The sequence below is a fragment of the Paraburkholderia sp. HD33-4 genome, assembly GCF_021390635.1.
In the GTDB taxonomy this organism is placed as follows: domain Bacteria; phylum Pseudomonadota; class Gammaproteobacteria; order Burkholderiales; family Burkholderiaceae; genus Paraburkholderia.
In genome coordinates, this window is the sequence record NZ_JAJEJS010000002.1 from 194,025 (window position 1) to 213,387 (window position 19,363).

Annotated in this window: 19 protein-coding genes and 1 pseudogene; 14 read left to right on the plus strand and 6 right to left on the minus strand. The window is 61.9% G+C overall.

Annotated elements, in window-relative coordinates; all coding sequences use genetic code 11:
* Positions 1 to 255: 255 nt before the first annotated feature.
* Entirely contained in the window at positions 256 to 591 is a 336-nt protein-coding gene (locus L0U84_RS20795; RefSeq protein WP_233852328.1) for a hypothetical protein, read from the minus strand.
* A gap of 328 nt (positions 592 to 919) precedes the next feature.
* Here L0U84_RS20795 and L0U84_RS20800 point away from each other — a divergent pair, with 328 nt between their 5' ends.
* The gene (locus L0U84_RS20800; protein WP_233852329.1) at positions 920 to 2,113 is read left to right on the plus strand and encodes a TIGR03118 family protein; all 1,194 of its coding nucleotides are present in this window, start codon (positions 920 to 922) and stop codon (positions 2,111 to 2,113) included.
* A gap of 63 nt (positions 2,114 to 2,176) precedes the next feature.
* On the opposite strand, the gene L0U84_RS20805 is transcribed toward L0U84_RS20800, so the two are convergent.
* The gene (locus L0U84_RS20805) at positions 2,177 to 2,908 is read right to left on the minus strand and encodes a transporter substrate-binding domain-containing protein (protein WP_233852331.1); all 732 of its coding nucleotides are present in this window, start codon (positions 2,906 to 2,908) and stop codon (positions 2,177 to 2,179) included.
* A gap of 361 nt (positions 2,909 to 3,269) precedes the next feature.
* Here L0U84_RS20805 and L0U84_RS20810 point away from each other — a divergent pair, with 361 nt between their 5' ends.
* From L0U84_RS20810 to L0U84_RS20825, 4 genes are all read left to right on the plus strand, one after another.
* Positions 3,270 to 3,851 carry an RNA polymerase sigma factor gene (locus tag L0U84_RS20810; protein WP_233852332.1) on the plus strand — a complete coding sequence of 194 codons (582 nt, stop codon included), beginning with the start codon at positions 3,270 to 3,272 and terminating at the stop codon, positions 3,849 to 3,851.
* A 12-nt stretch (positions 3,852 to 3,863) separates the two neighbouring features.
* Positions 3,864 to 4,172 carry a hypothetical protein gene (locus L0U84_RS20815; RefSeq protein ID WP_233852333.1) on the plus strand — a complete coding sequence of 103 codons (309 nt, stop codon included), beginning with the start codon at positions 3,864 to 3,866 and terminating at the stop codon, positions 4,170 to 4,172.
* Between the two features lie 2 nt (positions 4,173 to 4,174).
* Positions 4,175 to 4,471, plus strand: a complete 297-nt coding sequence (locus L0U84_RS20820) for a 4Fe-4S dicluster domain-containing protein (RefSeq protein WP_233852335.1) — start codon at positions 4,175 to 4,177, stop codon at positions 4,469 to 4,471.
* 109 nt (positions 4,472 to 4,580) lie between these two features.
* Positions 4,581 to 5,303 (plus strand): O-methyltransferase, encoded by a 723-nt coding sequence (locus L0U84_RS20825; RefSeq protein ID WP_233852336.1) that lies wholly within the window; start codon positions 4,581 to 4,583, stop codon positions 5,301 to 5,303.
* A 152-nt stretch (positions 5,304 to 5,455) separates the two neighbouring features.
* On the opposite strand, the gene L0U84_RS20830 is transcribed toward L0U84_RS20825, so the two are convergent.
* The gene (locus tag L0U84_RS20830) at positions 5,456 to 6,367 is read right to left on the minus strand and encodes a CHAD domain-containing protein (RefSeq protein ID WP_233852338.1); all 912 of its coding nucleotides are present in this window, start codon (positions 6,365 to 6,367) and stop codon (positions 5,456 to 5,458) included.
* 245 nt (positions 6,368 to 6,612) lie between these two features.
* On the opposite strand from L0U84_RS20830, the gene L0U84_RS20835 reads away from it, so the two are divergent.
* Positions 6,613 to 6,975, plus strand: coding sequence for an NUDIX hydrolase (locus tag L0U84_RS20835; protein WP_233852339.1), 363 nt, complete (start codon positions 6,613 to 6,615; stop codon positions 6,973 to 6,975).
* A gap of 121 nt (positions 6,976 to 7,096) precedes the next feature.
* Here the strand turns inward: L0U84_RS20835 and L0U84_RS20840 are convergent, their stop codons facing one another.
* Positions 7,097 to 8,338 (minus strand): cystathionine gamma-synthase family protein, encoded by a 1,242-nt coding sequence (locus L0U84_RS20840; RefSeq protein ID WP_233852340.1) that lies wholly within the window; start codon positions 8,336 to 8,338, stop codon positions 7,097 to 7,099.
* A gap of 313 nt (positions 8,339 to 8,651) precedes the next feature.
* Here L0U84_RS20840 and L0U84_RS20845 point away from each other — a divergent pair, with 313 nt between their 5' ends.
* Positions 8,652 to 10,292 (plus strand): DHA2 family efflux MFS transporter permease subunit, encoded by a 1,641-nt coding sequence (locus L0U84_RS20845; protein WP_233852342.1) that lies wholly within the window; start codon positions 8,652 to 8,654, stop codon positions 10,290 to 10,292.
* Positions 10,293 to 10,302: 10 nt separating this feature from the next.
* Here the strand turns inward: L0U84_RS20845 and L0U84_RS20850 are convergent, their stop codons facing one another.
* Both L0U84_RS20850 and L0U84_RS20855 read right to left on the minus strand, forming a co-directional pair.
* Positions 10,303 to 10,701 (minus strand): hypothetical protein, encoded by a 399-nt coding sequence (locus L0U84_RS20850; protein ID WP_233852343.1) that lies wholly within the window; start codon positions 10,699 to 10,701, stop codon positions 10,303 to 10,305.
* Positions 10,702 to 10,750: 49 nt separating this feature from the next.
* Entirely contained in the window at positions 10,751 to 11,746 is a 996-nt protein-coding gene (locus tag L0U84_RS20855) for an aldo/keto reductase (protein WP_233852345.1), read from the minus strand.
* A 234-nt stretch (positions 11,747 to 11,980) separates the two neighbouring features.
* On the opposite strand from L0U84_RS20855, the gene L0U84_RS20860 reads away from it, so the two are divergent.
* From L0U84_RS20860 to L0U84_RS20890, 7 genes and pseudogenes are all read left to right on the plus strand, one after another.
* On the plus strand, positions 11,981 to 12,622 hold the full coding sequence (locus L0U84_RS20860) for an isochorismatase family cysteine hydrolase (protein ID WP_233852346.1): 642 nt from the start codon (positions 11,981 to 11,983) through the stop codon (positions 12,620 to 12,622).
* Positions 12,623 to 12,708: 86 nt separating this feature from the next.
* A pseudogene (locus L0U84_RS20865) lies at positions 12,709 to 13,083 on the plus strand (helix-turn-helix domain-containing protein); the annotation flags it as partial.
* 43 nt (positions 13,084 to 13,126) lie between these two features.
* Complete coding sequence (locus tag L0U84_RS20870; protein WP_013092622.1) at positions 13,127 to 13,534, plus strand: DUF2000 domain-containing protein; 408 nt, start codon at positions 13,127 to 13,129, stop codon at positions 13,532 to 13,534.
* A gap of 620 nt (positions 13,535 to 14,154) precedes the next feature.
* On the plus strand, positions 14,155 to 15,546 hold the full coding sequence (locus tag L0U84_RS20875) for a class I SAM-dependent methyltransferase (RefSeq protein WP_233852348.1): 1,392 nt from the start codon (positions 14,155 to 14,157) through the stop codon (positions 15,544 to 15,546).
* Between the two features lie 22 nt (positions 15,547 to 15,568).
* Positions 15,569 to 16,945, plus strand: a complete 1,377-nt coding sequence (locus L0U84_RS20880; protein ID WP_233852349.1) for a sensor histidine kinase — start codon at positions 15,569 to 15,571, stop codon at positions 16,943 to 16,945.
* 8 nt (positions 16,946 to 16,953) lie between these two features.
* Positions 16,954 to 18,078 carry a hybrid sensor histidine kinase/response regulator gene (locus tag L0U84_RS20885; protein ID WP_233852350.1) on the plus strand — a complete coding sequence of 375 codons (1,125 nt, stop codon included), beginning with the start codon at positions 16,954 to 16,956 and terminating at the stop codon, positions 18,076 to 18,078.
* Positions 18,078 to 19,085, plus strand: a complete 1,008-nt coding sequence (locus L0U84_RS20890; RefSeq protein WP_233852351.1) for a response regulator — start codon at positions 18,078 to 18,080, stop codon at positions 19,083 to 19,085. Before L0U84_RS20885 ends, L0U84_RS20890 begins: the two co-directional genes overlap by 1 nt.
* Positions 19,086 to 19,363: the final 278 nt, after the last annotated feature.

Below are 19,363 nucleotides of genomic sequence, written 5' to 3' on the forward strand. Positions count from 1 at the left end.
CTACCGGCTCAGCGGCGTCTCGGGCGAGCCGTAACTCCGTGAGTCCACACGTTGCCTGGAAAGCCGGCGCGTAGTTACCGGTGGCGAAACGTCGAATAGCGACAGCAAGAGACCGCACCGATCGGTCTCGGTCGTATCAGGTAGCGCCTGCCATCCGGGAAACTGGGCGTCGGTCGCAATTACACGTACGCCCCCGCGATTGGAGCGCTTGGTGTTTGCGCTCATTCGCGGCTGACCTGTCATCCTTACCAGCGGTTAGTGGCCGGTAGCGGCCGGCGACACCACGCTCGGGGTTGCCAGCGTGTTGTTGGTCTTGGGAGCCGGGGCGCTGTCGGACGTCGAGCCGGTGTTGTTGCTCGGCAGGCCCGAGTTCGGCGCTCTGGCGCCCATGCCACTGTCCGAGTTGGTGGCGCCAGGCATGCCGTAGCCGCCCGTGGTTGCGCCGTTCATCTGATTCGACGGACTCGCCGTGCTGCCGGCGGTGCCGGTCGAACCGCTGCCGTTCTGGCCTCCGGCCGCCTGCGCATAAGCGCCGCCAGACAGCGAGAGTGCGGCGACGGCCGCGACTAATGTGATGGTTGCCTTGTTCATGATCCGCCCCTCCTTAATTGAACTGGAAGATAGACGCAGACAGTTGCCGCCTGCGCTACTGGAGCGCCGCAATCAGCGTGCCGCGTGCTTTTGTAGTACCGAAACGACCGGCATCACACGGAGCGGGCCGTATTAGTTACGCGGTTCAGCGGCGCCGCCCCGGGCAATTTCGACGCCGGCCGCGGGCGGGTGCTTTCATCAAGGAGAGTTCAGCCATTTCGATCGCACGAGATCGGCTGCGAAATAAGCCCCTCTCCACCGGAATAAACCCCGCGCCGTCCTCGTTCATTGACCGTGAGGTCCATTGGGCAGAACAAGGAGTGCGGTCATGAAGTCTCTTCTCGCTATATTCGGCGTTGTCGCATGCGGCGCGGCCGTCGCGACTCTCATGTCATGCGGCGGCGGCGGCGGAGATGGCGGCGGTGGCTCGAGTTCGAACAGCGCAAGCCAGCTCATCCAGTCGTCGTTCACGGCGACCACCCTCGTATCCGATGGCGCGGTGCCCGCTGCACACACCGACGCAAATCTGAAAAACCCTTGGGGCGTCGCCTTCAATCCCAAAGGATTCGTCTGGGTCGCGGACAACGGCTCCAATGTCGCGACGCTCTATGACGGCAATGGCGTGCCGCAATCGCTGGTCGTCACGATACCCGATGGCAAGAACGGTTCGGCATCGCCCACGGGCATCGTTTTCAATGGAACACAAAGCTTCCGCGTCACGGAAAACGGCAAGTCTGGAGTCGCTGCATTCATTTTCACGGGCGAAGGCGGCACCATCACCGCATGGGCGCCCGCGGTCGGGCCGACCAATGCGTTCGTTATGTACGACGATGGCACGGGCGGCGCCGTCTACAAGGGTCTCGCGCTCGCTGCGACGAGCAACGGCAACTTCCTCTACGCGACGGACTTCCACAACAACAAGATCGACGTCTTCGATACCACCTTCACGAAGGTCACGATGCCCGGCGGCTTCACGGACCCGGCGATTCCAGCCGGCTTTGCGCCGTTCGGCATTCAGGCGATCGGCTCGAATCTGTTCGTCACCTACGCGATGCAAGACACAGCCAAACACGACGATGTCGCGGGCGCGGGACTCGGCATGGTCGACGTGTACGACACCTCGGGCAACCTGAAGCAACGCTTCGCGACAGGCGGTCCGTTGAATGCGCCGTGGGGCATTGCGCAAGCGCCCGGAAACTTCGGCTCGATGGGCGGCGCGATCCTGATCGGCAATTTCGGCGATGGCATGATCAATGCGTTCAATGCATCGAGCGGCCAGTCGATGGGGCAGATCAGTGGGCCGAACAGCAGTCCGATCGTCGAACACGGCTTGTGGGGCATCGCGTTCGGCAACGACCTCAGCAATCAGCCTTCCAGCACGCTCTTCTTTGCGGCAGGGCCGAATGACGAAGCCGATGGCGTCTACGGACGAATCGATCTGAATACGACGTCGAGTTCAGGCACGACCACGGGGACGAACACAGGTACAAGTGTGGGCGGAGGGATGAGCATTGGCATGTAACGCTGAACGCGCTATAGATAGGCGCCGCCCTCGATGCGAGGGCGCCGCCCTCGATGCGAGGGCTCAACCCGCGAGAGCGGGATCAATCTCGTTGTGTGTCAGACCGAATCCCGCCATGCGAGCGCGATGGTCCGGTGAGCCCAGATAGGAACGAAGCGCCTTGTCTACCGCCTGGATCAGCTCGCTGTTTCTTCTATTGAACGAGAATGCCCCGGGCGGAGGCTTTTGCTGCTTGCCCTTCATTCCCGATTCGTGCTCAACGGCTTCGAGCTTTGAACCTCCGATCCGGTTCGCAACTATCCGATTTCCCAAGGCCGTGCTCGCATACGCATCGATGGCGCCACAGAGAACCGCTTCGATAGCGTCGGCCTGATGCTCGAAGACGGCTATCTGGTGTTCGCTCACGCCTGACGCTCTCGCTGTATCGTGCTGCACCTGTCCGGCTATGATGCCAAGGCGCGCATCCGCGCGTTTGGCAAGTGACACGTAGCTGTCGAGCGCTTTCGGGTTGCCGGTCCGAACCAGAAAGCCGTCTGCGATTCCCCACACCGGGATGCTGAACGCAACCCTGTTTGCGCGTTCACGAGTGACGAAGAGCGGAACGTTCATATCCCACCTGCCTGATTCAACGCCGGGTAAGAGTTCACTAAACGACGTCGGACGATGCTCGATCCGGGTTACGCCGATCGTCCGAAGAACCGCGTCGGCCAGATCGATGTCGGCACCCGTGGCAATACCACTTGCTTCCGTCCAGCCGAATGGCGGTTCTTCGATGTACGCAATCGTTACCTTCATCGCCGAGTCTCGCGAACTGGGAACGGCCATCAAATCCAGGACCGATTGCTAGCGATTCTACTTATATGCGCGGTTGTCGCTGTTTGACCGTGCTCTGCCCGATCAAGCGCGAACGGCTGGGCTTGCTGAAAATGACCGTCGCGGATCTCGTTGAAGCGAACGCGGTTATGCTTGGACCGGGCGCGACGCCCAAGGACGTTGGCTGGATTCCGCGGCATCGCTACGGAAACGCACCCACTTCTTCCTGTTACTTAATGGTCACAATCCTTTTACGCACTGCTTCGGGCGCGCCGGCAGTCGCTCGACGAAATATTTTTCGCGCTCGCCACAATATTCGCGCGTCTGAAACGTCTTCAGGCGCATGGAACCGCCACGCACCTCGCACCCGATGACCGACCGAGACAGCGACATCACCGCGACCGTGGTGCGTGAGCGCACGAGGCTCGTCAATTTCATCCGGCGTCGAATCCGCGACCCGGACGACGCCGAGGACATCCTGCAGGATGTGTTCCACGAATTCGTGCAGGCTTACCGGCTTCCCGCTCCGATCGAACAGGCGAGCGCCTGGCTTTTTCGTGCCGCACGTAATCGCATCATCGATCGTTTTCGCAAGAAGAAAGAGCAGCCCCTGACGGATCTGTCCGACGCCGAGGACGACGCCAGCAGCGAGTATCGCCTCGACCTCGCGCTACCGGCGCACGATGCAGGTCCCGAAGCCCTCTATGCACGCGCTCTGTTGCTCGAGGCCTTGCAGGATGCACTCGATGAGTTGCCGCCGAATCAACGTGAGGTATTCATCGCGCACGAGTTGGAAGGGCGGTCCTTCAAAGACATGGTGGCGCAAAGCGGGGTCACGCTCAATACGCTGCTCGCGCGCAAACGCTACGCGGTGCTGCATCTGCGCGCCAGACTGCAGGCCATTTATGACGAACTGGATATTTAGAGGAGTCGACGGATGAAGTTTCGAATCAGGTGTATGGGTAAAGCGCTGCTGGTGCTGGTCGCAATTGGCGTGCTCGGGTGGGTGGTCATGACGCTATGGAATTGGGTGATTCCGGCGCTATTCGTTGGCGCCCGTGCGATCGACTACGCACATGCGTTGGGCTTGCTGGTTTTGAGCCGGATCCTGTTTGGCGGATTCCGCGGACATGGAGGCTGGCGCGGACGGCGTCACTGGCGCAAATGGGAAGCGATGACGCCTGAAGAACGCGAGCGTTTTCAGACGGCGTGGCGATCGGGCCGCGACCCGCGCACGGGAGACTGAACATGCGCGACAAATCGACCGGCGACTGCAAACAGGAGCCGGGCGTGATTGCGCCCGTCGTCGACCTGAAACGCTGCGAAGGCAAGGGCGATTGCGTGGAGGTCTGCCCCGAGAATGTGTTCGAGATCCGGCGCATCGATGAGGTTGACTATCTCAGTCTCGATCTGATGCATCGCCTCAAGCTACGCGTGCATCGTATGAAAGTCGCCTACACACCGAACGCGCACGCCTGCCGGTCGTGCGGTCTTTGCGTGACGGCATGCCCCGAACACGCGATCAAGCTGGCCAGAACGGCATAGCTGGCGTCACATGTTTTCGCTGATGGCGGTAGGGCAGCACGGGCCGCATAACGTGGTGGTCGGTCGGTGCATACGTCATCAGCATGATCGACCTCGTCAAGGAGCGCACATGGCTTCATCAACCACAGACCTTCTGCGACGGCTTCACGAACAGAGCCAGACAGAAGTGATAGCCCGCGCACGCGCGCAGTTCCAGGGATCGAGTGAGGAGTTTCTGACTCTCGCGGAGGAATACGAAACGCTCGTACCTCGCCTGCGTGGACGGTTTCTCGAAACGCTCGGGCTATCTAGCGAGGACTTCGAATCCTCGCAATGCACTCCTTTGTCGTTAGCCGTGTCAGCGGAAACGGGCCGGTTTTTGCGCAACATGGTGCTTTCGCACAAACCAGCTCGAATTCTCGAACTCGGCAGTTCCTGTGGCGTGTCCACGTTGTATTTCGCCGAGGCTCTTCGCACGTTGGGCAGTGGCATGGTCGTAGCAACGGAACGCGATGCTGATAAGTGCGCACGACTTCGGACCCATGTCGGAATGGCGGGCGTAGGCGCTTATGTCGACGTGCGGGAGGGCGATGTATTCCAGACCGTCGCCGGACTGGACGGCACTTTCGACATGGTATTTATCGACGTATGGGCCGACACCTATCTGCCTCTGTTCAAGCAGATCGAGCGCCTGCTACGCCCCGGATCTATCGTCCTCGCCGACAACATGTACACAGCCGAGGACGCCGTTCGGCCATACAAGCGCTATCTCGACGACGATCCGCGCTTTTCGACCACGACGCTGGACTTTGAATCGGGAGTCGAATTTACGGTCGTCGTGTCATCAGGCTGATGAAGGAGTGGACGCGGTCCGGAAGCCGGTTCATGTGCCATTCAATTGGCGGGTACCGACGATGCGATGTTCGGTCCGTGTCATAAGCGATTAATCAATGGCGCTCCGCGGCGTTGACGCATGTCCAGGAGTGGCGCGAGCGCAGCCCCGTCTCACTCAGAAAGAGCCCGGACCCGCCGCGATGCCGCACGCATCCGTTGGCACTTCTGTTCTTCTAACCATTGCAGCGATTCCTGCACGACCTCGGCCGGGACCTCGCTGAATGACGCGTCGCGAATCAGTGCCGCGCTTGCGGCAATGTCGTTGAACTGCCCCAGCTTGTCCTGCACGGATGTCAACTGCCTGATGGTGCGACCGCGTCCGCCTTTGATAACGGGTTGAAAAAACTCGAGCAGGTACCTCAGCTTTTTGCCCGCCTTTCTAACATCGTGAAGGTGCTCTTCATGAGTGTCCTCGCTACGCGCCGCGCGTCTGCTGCGCTTTTGAAGTGTGCGCTTCGCCAGAAGGACGCGCTTCTCGGCGAACGCCCGAATGGGTAGACCGTCGCAGCGCGACAGCAGTGTGGTTTGTGCGCGAAGCAGGACATCGTTCAGGAACGCCTCGACATCGTCGCTTTTGATCATCGTCTGGCTATGCTCCACCGCCTGCGCGCGCTTCTCGCGCGCTGCGGCCACGAGCAGTTCGATCGAGGCGTTGGACTCCTGGGCGGCTCTGAGCAGATCGCCTGCGATGTCCCAGTCGCGCGTTCCGCCTGCCACGGCCGCGAGACGCTTGAATTCTTCGGTGGCTTGCGCGGTCGATTCCTCTCCGAGGTATGGGGAGTACGCCCAGTACAAAGCCCGAAGCTTTCTGAAAGCGACGCGAAGCTGATGAAACCCTTCTGCATCGCTCTGCGTGGATAGTTCTTTTGCCCTTTGCACGGCTTCGGCCACAACCGGCGCCGCCAGCGACGAGAAGGTACTGGCAATTGAACTCGTCTTGGAGAGTGAAGAACCGGTCGTCCGGCGGTTGACTTTGAAGAGAGTGTTTGGCCGTGGCAAGGACCAGTCACCATCCATATCCATTGCAGCCTCGCGTCGGACAGAAAATATTCGTGCTCAGACCTTACCACACAGAATTCGAACGCTGCGATTATGACGCGCCGATGACACACTTTTAAAGTGCCGCGCGGCTACCGTTTTTTCTACTCGAAAACATCACCGGTTTTTGCGGTTCTGTATTAGGATACGCAACTATGTCTAGCGCCGCCCGATCCGCTGCCGCGCCGTGCGCACCTTGAGAATTGCTCGGGCATAAGTAGGAGTTCGGCTTGAAGAAACGCGCCACCGTGATTTGTCGCAGAGGTAAGCGAATCCTCCTGGTCGCACGAAGTCCATCGAAGTGGGCTTTGCCTGGTGGGATTCTCAAGCGCGGAGAACATCGCACGGACGCCGCACTTCGAGAACTCAAGGAAGAAACTCAATTGTCCGGGAAGTCAGCGAAGCACCTCTTCGACTTCCGAGGCAAGCAGAAGCACCATCACGTGTTTTCCTGCGAAATCCCGAATCGCGCCAAAGCTCGCCCGAGTAACGAAATATCCAGGTGTCGCTGGGTTCACATGGACGACCTCCGTCGCATGATGACCAGCGGGCCGACGACCGATATCGTGAAGCTGATGCGGCGCATGAAATAGTCTGGATATCCAACGGGACACCCGGTGTCCTGCTGCGCCAGGTCTTACCGATTGCACTGCCAGAACCTAACCGAGCGAGACCGGCATCCCAGTTTCGCCCGGAATTCCAAAAGCCCGAAAACTACGCCGCCAACTTGAGCGCCTGGGCAAAATCCGCAATCAGGTCATCGATATCTTCGATGCCCGCCGACAGCCGCAGCATGCCGTCGGAAATGCCCATCGCCTTGCGCGTTTCCGGCCCGGCTTCGAAAAAGATCGTCGGCGCGACGGGGATGATCAGTGTGCGCGTATCGCCGAGACCGGTCGCCTTGACCGGCAGCTTGAGCGCGTTGACGACTTCGACCATCCGATCCGCGTTGAGCAATTCGAACGACAGCAGCCATGACGCGCCCTTGAACAGCGTCTGTGCGATCTCGTACTGGGGATGGCTCTTCAGGCCTGGATAGAACACGTTGCCGATCGCTTCGTGCCCTTCGAGAAACTGCGCGAGTGCGAGCGCGTTGCCGCTGCTTTGCTTCACGCGCAACGCGAGCGTTTCAGCGCCCATCGCGATCGAATGCGCCTGCTCGGACGACAATGACGCCCCCATGTCTCGCAGGCCCTTCTTGCGAATCTGCAGAAGCCCCTGATCCTTCGCCGGCGAGCGCCGATAGTCGTCGGCGATATTCGGATAGGCGCTCCAGTCGAACAGGCCCGTATCCGTCACCGCACCGCCGAGCGCGGCGCCATGACCCGCGATAGTCTTCGTCAACGAGTTGATGACGAGGCTCGCGCCGACCGCCTTCGGCTTGAACAAGGCGGGCGAGGTGATCGTGTTGTCGACGAAGTACACGATGCCGCGCTCCCGGCACACGGCACCGATACCTTGCAGGTCGGGAATCTGCGTGCCCGGATTCGCGATGGTTTCGACGAACACCATGCGCGTATTCGGCCGGATTGCGTTCTTCACGTCGTCGGCGTTGCACGCGTCGACGGTCGTGACTTCGACGCCGAGCGCGCGCAACGTGCCGAACAGACTGTTGGTGTTGCCAAACACGTAACGGCTCGATACGAGATGATCGCCCGCGCGCAGCAGCGTGAGGAACGTCGCGGTGATGCCGGCCATGCCGGTGCTGAAGCAGACCGTGCCGACGCCTTCTTCGAGGCTGGTGATCTTGCGTTCGAGCGCGGCGGTCGTGGGGGTGCCCTGGCGCGCGTAATTGAAGCCGCCTTTCTTCGTGCCCTGGAACACGCCGATCAAGTCCTCGACGCGCTCGAAACCATATTGCACGGACGTATGAACTGGCTGACGCAGGGCGCCGTGCTCGGTGCCCGCGATTCTGTCGCCGTGAACGATGCCAGTGGTGAAACCTTGCTTGTCCATTCCTTCTCCGCTTTTTCAGATCGATTGCTCCGACCGATTATCGCCTGTAACCGTGCGCCCGCGAAGTCTTTGGCGCCCCGCCGGGCGGCGCCGGGCACCCCGAATGGGCGAATTCCACCCGGCGATGTCGCGCGGCCGGCAGTGTTCCCCGGACCCCGACAGACGGCCGACGAGGTTGCCAGCTTGCCGGCGTCCGACTACCTTTTCCGTGAACGCAAGGTTTTTGCCAGCAAAGCGTACGCCTTCTCCGGGGTCGACTAGCCCCGGTGGCACGAACAGACCCTGGTCACTGCCGACCAGCACGGGAGCGAACATGGCCAACCCGGATCATCCCGGTAGCAAGCCGAAGACGGCGCACGTCATCGCCGCGCAAGCGAGCCCGTGCGACGAACTCGTCATCCGCTCGCAGCCCACCAGGATCGACCGCCCGTGCCAGCGCAAGCGGCTCGCGCTCGCGGCGACGATCGCTGGTTCGAGCATGGCGTTCATCGATGGCTCCGTCGTCAACGTCGCGCTGCCGTCGATTCAAAGCGAACTCGGCGCGAGCGTCGCGGCGATGCAGTGGGTCGTCAACGCGTATCTGCTGTTTCTCGGCTCCCTCGTGCTGGTCGGCGGATCGATGGGCGACCTGCTGGGACGGCGCACGGTGTTCATCGCGGGCGTCGCGCTTTTCACGCTGGCGTCGGCCGCTTGCGGGTTTGCACCGAATGCGTTTGCGCTGGTGGCCGCGCGCGCGGTTCAAGGGATCGGCGCGTCGCTGCTCGTACCCAGCAGCCTCGCGATCATCGGCGCGGTGTTCGATGACGCAGCGCGAGGGCGGGCGATCGGCACCTGGGCGGGGGTCGGCGCGATCACGTCGGCGGTGGGGCCGGTGGCGGGCGGCTGGCTCGTCGACGCATGGTCGTGGCGCGCGATCTTCTTCCTGAACGTCCCGCTCGCGGCGCTGACGATCGCGCTCGCCATCGTGGCGGTGCCTAACAGCCACAAGCCCGATGCGCCTCGACAGCTCGACTGGCCCGGCGCGCTCACCGTGGCCGCGGGACTCGCCGCGCTCACGTTCGGCCTGACCGAGGCAGCGGCGCGTGGCTTCGCGCATCCGCTCGTATTCGGTTCGATTGGAGCGGGCGTGCCGATGCTCGCGGCATTCCTGATCATTGAAGCGCGCAGCCCTAACCCCATGGTGCCGCTCGAGCTGTTTCGCTCGCGCGATTTCATGGGCGCCAACCTCGTCACACTGCTGCTTTACTTCGGCCTTGGCGGCGCGTTCTTCTTCCTGCCGTTCACGCTGATCCGCGCGCATGGCTACACCGCGACCGAAGCGGGCGCGTCGCTGTTACCGGTGCCTTTCATCATCGGTTTGCTGTCGCGCTTCACTGGCGGTCTGACGAGCCGCTTCGGTCCGCGCGCGCTGCTGACCGTTGGCCCGGGCGTCACCGGAATCGGCTTCACGTTGCTGGCGCTGCCGTTCGTGCGCGGTAGCTATTTGACGGGGTTCTTCCCTGCGCTCGTCGTGCTCGGGCTCGGTATGACGATCACCGTCGCGCCGCTCACCACGACCGTGATGGGCGCGGTGCCGAGCGACCGCACAGGGGTGGCGTCCGGCATCAACAACGCCGTGGCGCGGGTGGCGGCCCTGCTGGCGATCGCGGTGCTCGGTATCGTATTCGTGTGGTCGCACCAGGCGGCACTATCGGCGCGCCTCGACGAACTGCACGTGACGCAAGATGCACGCCAGAGCGGGCAACTGCTGGCGCCGGTCGAGCACGGCGGAACGACCGCGAGCGCCATGCATCCGCCGCGCGAGACAGCCGTGGCGCGCGCGCAAGCCGACGCGATCACCGACGCGCTGCGCGCCGTCGCGCTCGTCTGCGCCGCGTGTGCGTTCGCCGGAGCGGGGCTTGCGACGGCCACCATCCAGCCCCTGAAACGGCCGGCGACAGCGCGCGCGGAGTGAGCTACGAAACTCAGTGGTGAACGGGCCGCACCGCTGATCCCGTCGGCCGGATCACCGCGGCCGCTCGCGCCTCGATTCTTGCCGCGGACGAAGTGGGTTGGGGTGGATTGGTTGCGCTGTCGTACCCGTTCATCTGTTCATCGATGATGAAGTCCGCGATTCTCATCGCATCCATCGAGTTGCCGTCCACGTCGTACCACTCGCGAATCGCGCGATTGACTTTGGTTAGCGCGGTGACGGCAAGCAGTATCGCGTCGGTCTCGGTGATCTTGCCTTCGAGATCATCTGCGAGGTAATCCGCAACCCGTAGAGCCGCGTCGATCAGATTGCTGTCGTCGCTCAAGTCCGTCAATACCGCATGAACCACTGTGAGGCAAGCATCTTTGCGTGCAAGTGCGATGTCTGTCATGAGGCTCTCCAGAGTCGAGGGAACGGGTTAGCGAACTGAGGCGTTGCCTTTACCAGCGCTGGTGAACGTGAGGCGCGATATGGTGCTGATAGACTTCCCGGGCGCGTTGCATGACCTCGTCGGACAGCGGCGCAAGGCTTGCGGCCGACACGTTCGACGCCGCCTGGGCCGCGTTCTTGCTGCCGGGAATGATGACGGAGACGGCCTCGTCCATCAGGATCCAGCGCAGAGCCAACTGCGCCATGGAGGCACCCACAGGTACCAGGCCGCGCAATTCGTCGACGGCCTTCAACGCGACGTCGTAGGGGACGCCGGAGAAGGTTTCGCCGACGTCGAACGCCTCGCCATGCCGATTGAAGGCGCGATGGTCGTCCGCCGCGAAAACCGAATCCGCGGACATCTTGCCCGTGAGTATGCCGCTAGCCAGAGGCACTCGCGCGATGACCGCCACGTCTTTCTTTTGCGCCTGCCTGAAGAACAGATCGTCAGGACGTTGACGGAACATGTTGTAGATAATCTGCACCGAAACTACGTTCGGATATTCGATCGCCTTCAGCGCTTCTTCCACCTTTTCGACCGACACGCCGTAGTAGCGGATCTTGCCTTTGGCGACGAAGTCGTCCATTGCGTCGAATACCTCGGGACGGTAGTAGACCTCCGTCGGCGGGCAATGCAGCTGGACCAGGTCGAGCGTATCGACACCCAGGTTCGACAGACTCCGGTCGATGAAAGCTTCGAGCTCGCTCTTGTTCAGATAGCCGCTGGTCACATGCGGGTCGAGTCGGCGACCGAGCTTCGTGGCGACGATCGGACGTTCGCCGCCTCGTTGCCGCAGTACGTCCCGGATGATCCGTTCCGAGCGACCGTCGCCGTAGACATCGGCCGTGTCGATGAACGTGACACCGTTATCGAGCGCGGCGTTTAGCGCGGCCTTGGCGTCATCTTCCGCAACGCTGCCCCACGAACCGCCGATCGCCCATGCCCCAAAACCGATTTCGGACACATTCCAACCGGTACGGCCAAATTTTCTCGTCGAAAGCGTCATTTGGATGCTCATCCTCTATTTTTTTTGCGGAGTTACGTCGCAGGTGCTGGATCATTCCTGCGGGAGTGCCGGCGACCCTTGTACATAGTGTAGCAAGTGGTCAGGGCCGTTGAAGTGGTGTGTGCGTGGGGGCGGAGTCGATGATCGCCCGCGCGATGCGATGAAGTATGATTTCCGTGACATCCAAGCTGTCGTTCCGACAACAGGACGTGAAACCCGGATAAAGGTGACGTAATGACAGGCAACGCAGGTTCGGGCGGCAGCGCGAACGACGGCCGCGGCGGCCCGCGCGAGGAGCGCACAAGTGCACGGATTCCGGCCATCGCGCCGTCGCAAACCGCGCTTATCGTCATGCACTACCAGACCGACATTCTCGGACTCTTTCCATCGGTGGCGCCGGCGCTGCTCACCAATACGCGCAGGTTATGCGACGCGGCCCGGAGCAAAGGCGTCGGCGTCTATTTTGCCAATCTCCGTTTCAGTCCGGGCTATCCGGAAGTCAGCCCGTTGAACAGGAATGGGCAGGGAATCAAAAGTCTCGGCCTGTTCCTCGAAGACCGCACCGCGCCAGAGCTGGGCCAGCGGGCCGACGAACCGCTCGTCATCGCGCATCGTGCGAGCGCGTTTTTCGGCACCGATCTCGAGGCGCAACTTGCCGGGCAAGGTATCGATTCGCTGATCATGGTCGGTATCGCGTCGACGGGAGTCGTGCTTTCCTCGGTCGCCTACGCGAGCGACGCGGACTTCCGCCTGTATACGGTCAAGGATTGCTGTTACGACCCGGACCAGGTGGTACATGAGCATCTGTTCTCCACCGCATTCGATTCACGCACGACGGTGCTGTCACTCGCGGATGCGCTGCTGCTGCTCGAGTAGACCGCCATGCCCACTCCACTCAGTCCCGCCAACTGGCTAACCGCCCGCCGCGATGCCGAAACCGGCATCGAGGGCCTGCGCGCGCACTCGGCGCCCAGCTGCGCGACGCGCCGCTCACCGGCGATGCCGCGGCGTCGCCCGCGATCGCGCGGGTGCGCGAACTGTTGCACGAACATATGGACGGCAACCTCGGGCTCGACGAACTCGCCGAAGCTGCCGGCATCGACCGGTTCCGGTTGACGCGTCTGTTCCAGCGCGCGTTCGGCACGTCACCGCACGCGTATCTGGTGCGCGTGCGGCTGCGGGCCGCGCGGCGCCTGCTCGCAACCGGTCACACTCCCGCGCAGGTCGCCGCCGAAGTCGGCATTGCCCATTAAATCCATCTTGGCCGCTGGTTTCGTCGCGCGTACCGGATGACGCCGGCGGTGTACCGGCAGATGTGCACAAACGTTCCAGACTGATCGCGCGGCATCGTCGATCATGAGCGGCTCAACGAGAGTCATCATGTTCGATACCAAAGTGGCGCTGATCGTGCGCAGCGATCTCGCGGTCTGGCAGAAGCTCAATGTGGTCGCGTTTCTCGCGACCGGCGTCGCGGCGGCGGCACCCGATGCGCTAGGCGAACCCTACGAGGATGCCGCCGGGCACCGCTACGGCCGCATGCTCGGCCAGCCGATGATGGTGTTCGCCGCCGACCGCTCCGGTCTGCAGGGCGCGCATCGGCAGGCGCTGTCGCGCGAACTCAGAATCGTGCCGTATGTGCACGCAATGTTTTCGACGGGACATGACGCGGCGAACCGCGCAGTGTTTCGCGCCGAGGACGCGGCGAATCTCGACCTCGTCGGTCTCGCACTTCACGGGCCGAAGAAAGCCGTCGATAAAGCCGTGAAAGGTTTGGCCTTGCACGAATGAGTCAGCGAGTGCGCGAGCCGCTCGATTGTCGACGTTATTCGCGCAGAAGCTCAAAAAAAAGAGAAACATTTGCCGCCCCGCACGCGAATTGCGTTAAAACAAAAATGCTTATTCGGCGCATGCGCGGGGCATCAATTGCCGTTTCATTTCACTGCGTGTCGAGTCTCGAAAGCGTATCGCGCTGAAAGCGCCGGTCTATCCGAAGGGCATAGACCAGAAAGGCACGAGTAACGCACCCCCTCAATAGCGGATCGTGCCGCCGCCGTGGCAATGGGTTCGCAAGTCTTTGTCGAAAAACGAATCGTCGGCGATTGCACCCGGGCGGTTACCAACTCGCTTCAAATGTTATTTGCAAAAACGGCTTTTATATAGCATGGATATGCTCACAAGAAAACCTTGCGTATACATTTCATTCTGAATTTGGCCTCAGTCAGAATTGAACGTGTTGGTGTTACACTGCATCCCGCTGGAGCCATTCTGGCAAAGGGCTTTGGTGTTTCCTGCTCAACTGTGGTTTGAAGCGCGTCCACGACCTGTCGCTGGTGTCGTGCGTGCGGCAGCCATTCACTGGACTTCTCCAACACCCTGCTGCGTTCCCGGATTCCTCAGGTACTAATACCGTGTACTCTCAAACGCAAATCGACCCGGTGGTCAGCTTCCGCAACTCGCAGCGCGAGCATGTGCGAGGGACGATCATTAACCTCCAGAGAAAGTCGTTGGTCATGGAGGTCTATAACCCCTATTCCATCGTGCAGGTCAGTGAGGTGTTAAGCGAGCTGAGCGTGCGCATGGGCACCAAGAATGCCTATCTCGGCAAGGCGGTGGTGGTGAGTCTGGTGAACACCGGTCTCACCGCGGTGGTCTCTCTGGCGCTGATCGACGAATGGCGCGAGCTTAGCGTTCTGTCCAATGAAGCGAAGTCGGTCGGACGGGAAGCGGAACTGTTCATTAGCGACTGGGACGCGCGCTTCAATATCCGGCGCGACTATCAGATCGTCGTGAACGAGATGCGCGCGTTCCTGTCGGAAGTGTCGCGCTGGGTCGAGCAGGTCGATCTGACCGAGAGCTTGCCGAAGACCGAAGGAGGCAGGCTGCGCGAGGACCTGTTCTACGAGCTTGCCACGCCGATCATGCTCAAGATCAAGTTCTTCCTCGACCGCCTCGAAGAAGAAGCCCAGCGCGTCGACGTCGAAACCGCACCCGTGCATCGCACGTATGCGCAATCGGCACTGCATCCGTTGCTGCTGCGCGCGCCGTTTGTCTACCGCACGTTCACGAAGCCGCTCGGCTATGCCGGCGACTACGAGATGGTCAACCAGATCCTCAGCGATCCGCAGCAGGGACCGACCACTTACTTCCAGATCGTCAATACCGCGTTCCTGCAGGCGGCGGTCGCGACCGCGCACCGCAACCGCATCACGGTGCTGATCGACTTCCTGACGCGTCAGGCCGAGGCGGCGCGCGCGGCCGGCAGAACCTTCCGCATCCTCAACGTGGGTTGCGGTCCCGCTTTCGAGATCCAGCGCTTCGTGCGCGAATATCCGCATCCGGAGCTGCTGTCGTTCGAACTGGTCGACTTCAGCGAGGAAACGCTGGCGTTCACGAAGGACGCGATCGAAAGCTCGGCTCACGCCGCCGGCCACAAAACCTCGGTGCGAATGGTGCATCAGTCGGTGCACGAGCTGCTCAAGCGTAAGATTTCATCGGATCCCGCCGCGCGCGAATTCGACGCGGTGTACTGCGCGGGTCTGTTCGACTATCTGTCGGACAAGGTCTGCGCGCGTCTGCTGAGTTACTTCGCCGCTCGCACGCGACCCAACGGCCAGTTGCTGGTCACCAACGTCCATTCGGCGAATCCGGAGAAGTACGGAATGGAGCATCTGCTCGAGTGGTACCTGATCTATCGGAACGAGAGCGGCATGAGTTCGCTGCTTCCCCCCAACTCCACTGACCAGAAGCTCTACGTCGACGAGACCGGGGTGAATGTGTTCGCGGAAGCCACGATCCTCTGAAACCGTGTCGACATCCTTGTCCATGACTACCAGTCCCTTGCAGAGCGGCTATCAAACCGAGCTGGCCGACTTTCGCGTCACGTTCAGCCGGGGCGGCGCGTGCACCGCGATCGCGCTGGTGCTGCTCGGCGTGGGGCTGGATTACGCGCAGTATCCGCAGCATCAGACGTCGTTCGCACTCGCGCGTCTGCTCGTGTCGTTGATGATCGGCGGCATCGTGGCCTTGCTCGACACCAGCATGGGGCGGCGGCTGACTCCGTGGCTGACGCTGTCATGGCTGCTGCTGCCGCAGATGATGATCTCATGGATGATCTGGTGCACCGATGGTGTTCTGTCGCCCTACTACATGGGCCTGAATCTGGCCATCTTCGCATCCGGCATCGCGTTGCCATTTGGCTTGTGGCAAAACCTCGTGTTCGGCGTGCTGTCCTGCTTTCTGTATCTGCTGGCCTGTCTGTTGCCTCCGCATAACGGCGTGCCGCTCGGCACGATGACCGTCAATGTCCTGCTGCTGCTGTTCGCCGCTGCCGCGAGTGCCGTCTACACGTTCTTCAACGAACGCGTGCGCTTCATGCTGTTTCGCCTGAAGGCCGAGGTGTCCGAGAAAAACGCGGAGGTGTCCGCGAAGAACGCAGAGGTGTCCGCGACGAACGCCGAGCTTGAAGCGATCAATCGCCAGCTGCTCGACATCAAGGGCCAACTGTTGCAGCAGGAAAAAATGGCGGCGATCGGTACGCTCGCGGCGGGCCTGCTGCATGAAGTGAACAACCCGGTGAACTTCTGCCTGATGGCGATCGAGGTTGCGCTGGAAGAGCCGATCTCGAAGAAGGAGCCGACGCTGCAGGAATGTCTGGTCGATGCGCGGCAGGGCATGCAGCGCATCCAGCACATCGTGTCGGACCTGAAGACGTTCGCGTATCGCAAGCCCGGCGTCGAGGCGGAATTGGGCACGCCGTTCCTGTTCGAGAAGGCGCTCGATTCGGCGATCCGGCTCGTCGGGCATGAATTGCGCGGCGTCACCGTGACACGCGAGCTGCCGGCGGATACGCTGGTGCAGGGCGACGAGGCGGCCATCATCGGCGTGCTGATCAACCTGCTGTCGAATGCGGTGCTGGCGATGCGCAAGGCGGGCACGCCCGCGCCGGCGATTCATGTCAACGTGAGATGGACGGAAGAGCGCCTGCATGTGACGGTGAAAGACAACGGGCCGGGCATCGCGCCGGAGAATATCGCGCGCGTGTTCGAACCGTTCTTTACCACCCGCGAAGTGGGCCAGGGCCTCGGCCTCGGGCTATCGATCAGCTATGCGGTGATCGAGCGCCACGGCGGCCTGCTGATTGCTGAAAGCGAGCTCGGAAGTTGGGCGGCATTCAGTTTCGATCTGTCGCCCGCACCCTGAGAAACACCATGAATGACATCCGACAAACACAGCCCACGCTTCTCTACGTCGATGACGAAGAGCTGGCGTGCAAATATTTCGCCCGCACCGTCGGTGCGGATTACGAAGTCCTGCTCGCGACGAGCAGCGACGAGGCCATCGCCATCCTCGAGCAGGAGAATGCCCGCATCGCGGTGCTGGTCACGGACTTCCGCATGCCGGGGCGCGACGGCGGCGACCTGCTGCGCCAGGTGGCGCTGGAATATCCACACATCGTGCGGATTCTGGTCACGGCCTACGCAGACGTCGACATGCTATTGCAGACGGTCAACACCGGCGAAGTGTTCCGCATCCTCGAAAAGCCGCTGAAGCCGGCGGCGGTGCGCGATACGCTGCAACTGGCGTTCGATCGTTACCACGAACGCGCGATGCAGAATCAGCGCCTGATCGCCATCGACGAAACCCTCGCGTTCATCGCGCACGAACTGAACACGCCGCTCGCGGCGATCGCGTTGAACGCGCACAGCATCGAAGATCGCACCGACGCGGAGCGCGATGCGGAAGGCGAAATTCTCGGCGCCGCGAAATCGATGCGCGAGAGCGCGCAGTACTGCATGGCGGTGGTGTCGTCCTTCTGGCGCTCGGTCCACAACGGCCGGCGCAGGCAACTGGAGGGCGACGAGGCACGCATCGAGAGCACCGCGCATGGGCTGATCGCGGCATTGCTCGATACGTATCCGCTTACGACCGCGCAGCGCTCGTGGGTGAAGGTCGAGGTCGACAATGACTTTCCCATGGTCACGCAACCGAATCTCGTGGCGCTCGTGCTGTCGTCGCTGTTGTCCAACGCGTTGCGTGCGCTCGCGGATGTGGCGTCGCCGTCGGTGCGCTTTATCGTGACAACGGAACCCCACCCGAGCATCGGCATCTGCGACAACGGGCCGGGGATTCCGCCCGAGATCAAAGACCGCCTGTTGACGGACCCAATTACGACGCACGCGAAATCCGGGGGGAACGGCTTGGGCCTGATTCTATGCAACCGTGTCATGCAGTCCTGTGGCGGCGGACTCAGGATCGAGTCCACGTCGGGGGGAGGCACCACCGTAGTGCTGGATTTCCCCCATATCAAAGGTCAAACGCACAGGAGTTGTTGATGAACGAAGCAAAAGCCACAGAGGAGTTGGCGCCGGCGATCATCTTCGTCGATGACGAAGCTACCGCCGTAAAGTACTTCCAGCGTGCCATCGGAAGCCTGGCGCCGGTCCTGACTGGCGGCTCGGTGGAAGAGGGCAAGGCGCTGCTCGACGAGCACGGCGACAGGGTGGGAGTTCTTGTGTCCGACCAGCGCATGCCGGGCGAGTTCGGCAACGAACTGCTGCGCTATGCGAGTGAGCGCTTCCCGCATGTCGTGCGGATTCTGACCACCGCGTATTCGGAAATCGATCAGACCGTCGCGGCCGTCAACCTCGGTCATATCCATCGCTATATCAAGAAGCCGTGGGACATTACGGCGTTGCGGATGGAGCTCAAGCAGGCGCTCGAACTGGCCGAGTTGCGCAAGGAGCGCGACACGCTGGTGCGCGAGAAGCTGGGCGTGCTGCAAAAGCAGGTGGTCGCCACGCGCATCGGTCTGGTGCGTTCGCTGTCGGCCACGTTGATCGGACCCGAGCGCTTCCAGCCAGTCGAGACCTATCTCGCCGCGGCGGTACTCGCCAACGTGCCGAACTCGGAGCCGGACTGGCTGCTGCAGGACTACTCCGATCTGATCGGGGCCGAGAGTGCCCGCGGCGGCGCGTTCGGTCACTCGGTGGCGGCGCACCTCGCCACGCTGCGTAATCGTCACGGCGGCGCGAACGTGACCGCGAGCGACGCGCTGGCGACTCTGGCCGGGTCGCTTGCCGAGGCTGGCATCAATGTACGCCGCGAAGGCGAGGCTCTCGTGTGCGACCAGCCCGCCACACTCGCGGAGTTTCTCGCGGAGCCGGGCAATAACGCGGTGTCCGGCGGACACGCGGCATGGCTGGCGAGCCTTCTGTGGCTCGACGGCAATGACGTTGCATTGCAGCCCGCACGTGAAGGCAATGCGATCGCGTTCCGGCCAGCGCAGCGCGGTAGCGAATTTGCCGCCGATCGCCTCGCCACGTGGATCGAGCAATTCTGATTACTAAGTATCGAGGGCGCGGCACCTGACGCGCCGATACTCGCACCGGCTTCGCGCTGCAGTCCGCCTCGGCTAGCAGCGCGTCGCTGACAACGGCTCGCGCGAGCCGTCCCGACTCCAGTCGCTTCCCCTCAAGCTGCATTCGTCGCAGCAACTCCATTCATTGACGGCCACCCGGCACCGCCGGGTCTGCAGACTCCATCGCTGCGCAACGTCACATTCAAACGAAATATGTTTGGTGCATACTCGCGTCACGCGTCATGTGCGCGATTAACGGA

Bases quoted from the DNA above. Each gene is read 5' to 3' on its own strand.
- L0U84_RS20795 (WP_233852328.1), bottom strand. From the start codon at position 591: ATGAACAAGGCAACCATCACATTAGTCGCGGCCGTCGCCGCACTCTCG.
- L0U84_RS20800 (WP_233852329.1), top strand. From the start codon at position 920: ATGAAGTCTCTTCTCGCTATATTCGGCGTTGTCGCATGCGGCGCGGCC.
- L0U84_RS20805 (WP_233852331.1), bottom strand. From the start codon at position 2,908: ATGAAGGTAACGATTGCGTACATCGAAGAACCGCCATTCGGCTGGACG.
- L0U84_RS20810 (WP_233852332.1), top strand. From the start codon at position 3,270: ATGGAACCGCCACGCACCTCGCACCCGATGACCGACCGAGACAGCGAC.
- L0U84_RS20815 (WP_233852333.1), top strand. From the start codon at position 3,864: ATGAAGTTTCGAATCAGGTGTATGGGTAAAGCGCTGCTGGTGCTGGTC.
- L0U84_RS20820 (WP_233852335.1), top strand. From the start codon at position 4,175: ATGCGCGACAAATCGACCGGCGACTGCAAACAGGAGCCGGGCGTGATT.
- L0U84_RS20825 (WP_233852336.1), top strand. From the start codon at position 4,581: ATGGCTTCATCAACCACAGACCTTCTGCGACGGCTTCACGAACAGAGC.
- L0U84_RS20830 (WP_233852338.1), bottom strand. From the start codon at position 6,367: ATGGATATGGATGGTGACTGGTCCTTGCCACGGCCAAACACTCTCTTC.
- L0U84_RS20840 (WP_233852340.1), bottom strand. From the start codon at position 8,338: ATGGACAAGCAAGGTTTCACCACTGGCATCGTTCACGGCGACAGAATC.
- L0U84_RS20845 (WP_233852342.1), top strand. From the start codon at position 8,652: ATGGCCAACCCGGATCATCCCGGTAGCAAGCCGAAGACGGCGCACGTC.
- L0U84_RS20850 (WP_233852343.1), bottom strand. From the start codon at position 10,701: ATGACAGACATCGCACTTGCACGCAAAGATGCTTGCCTCACAGTGGTT.
- L0U84_RS20855 (WP_233852345.1), bottom strand. From the start codon at position 11,746: ATGACGCTTTCGACGAGAAAATTTGGCCGTACCGGTTGGAATGTGTCC.
- L0U84_RS20860 (WP_233852346.1), top strand. From the start codon at position 11,981: ATGACAGGCAACGCAGGTTCGGGCGGCAGCGCGAACGACGGCCGCGGC.
- L0U84_RS20870 (WP_013092622.1), top strand. From the start codon at position 13,127: ATGTTCGATACCAAAGTGGCGCTGATCGTGCGCAGCGATCTCGCGGTC.
- L0U84_RS20880 (WP_233852349.1), top strand. From the start codon at position 15,569: ATGACTACCAGTCCCTTGCAGAGCGGCTATCAAACCGAGCTGGCCGAC.
- L0U84_RS20885 (WP_233852350.1), top strand. From the start codon at position 16,954: ATGAATGACATCCGACAAACACAGCCCACGCTTCTCTACGTCGATGAC.
- L0U84_RS20890 (WP_233852351.1), top strand. From the start codon at position 18,078: ATGAACGAAGCAAAAGCCACAGAGGAGTTGGCGCCGGCGATCATCTTC.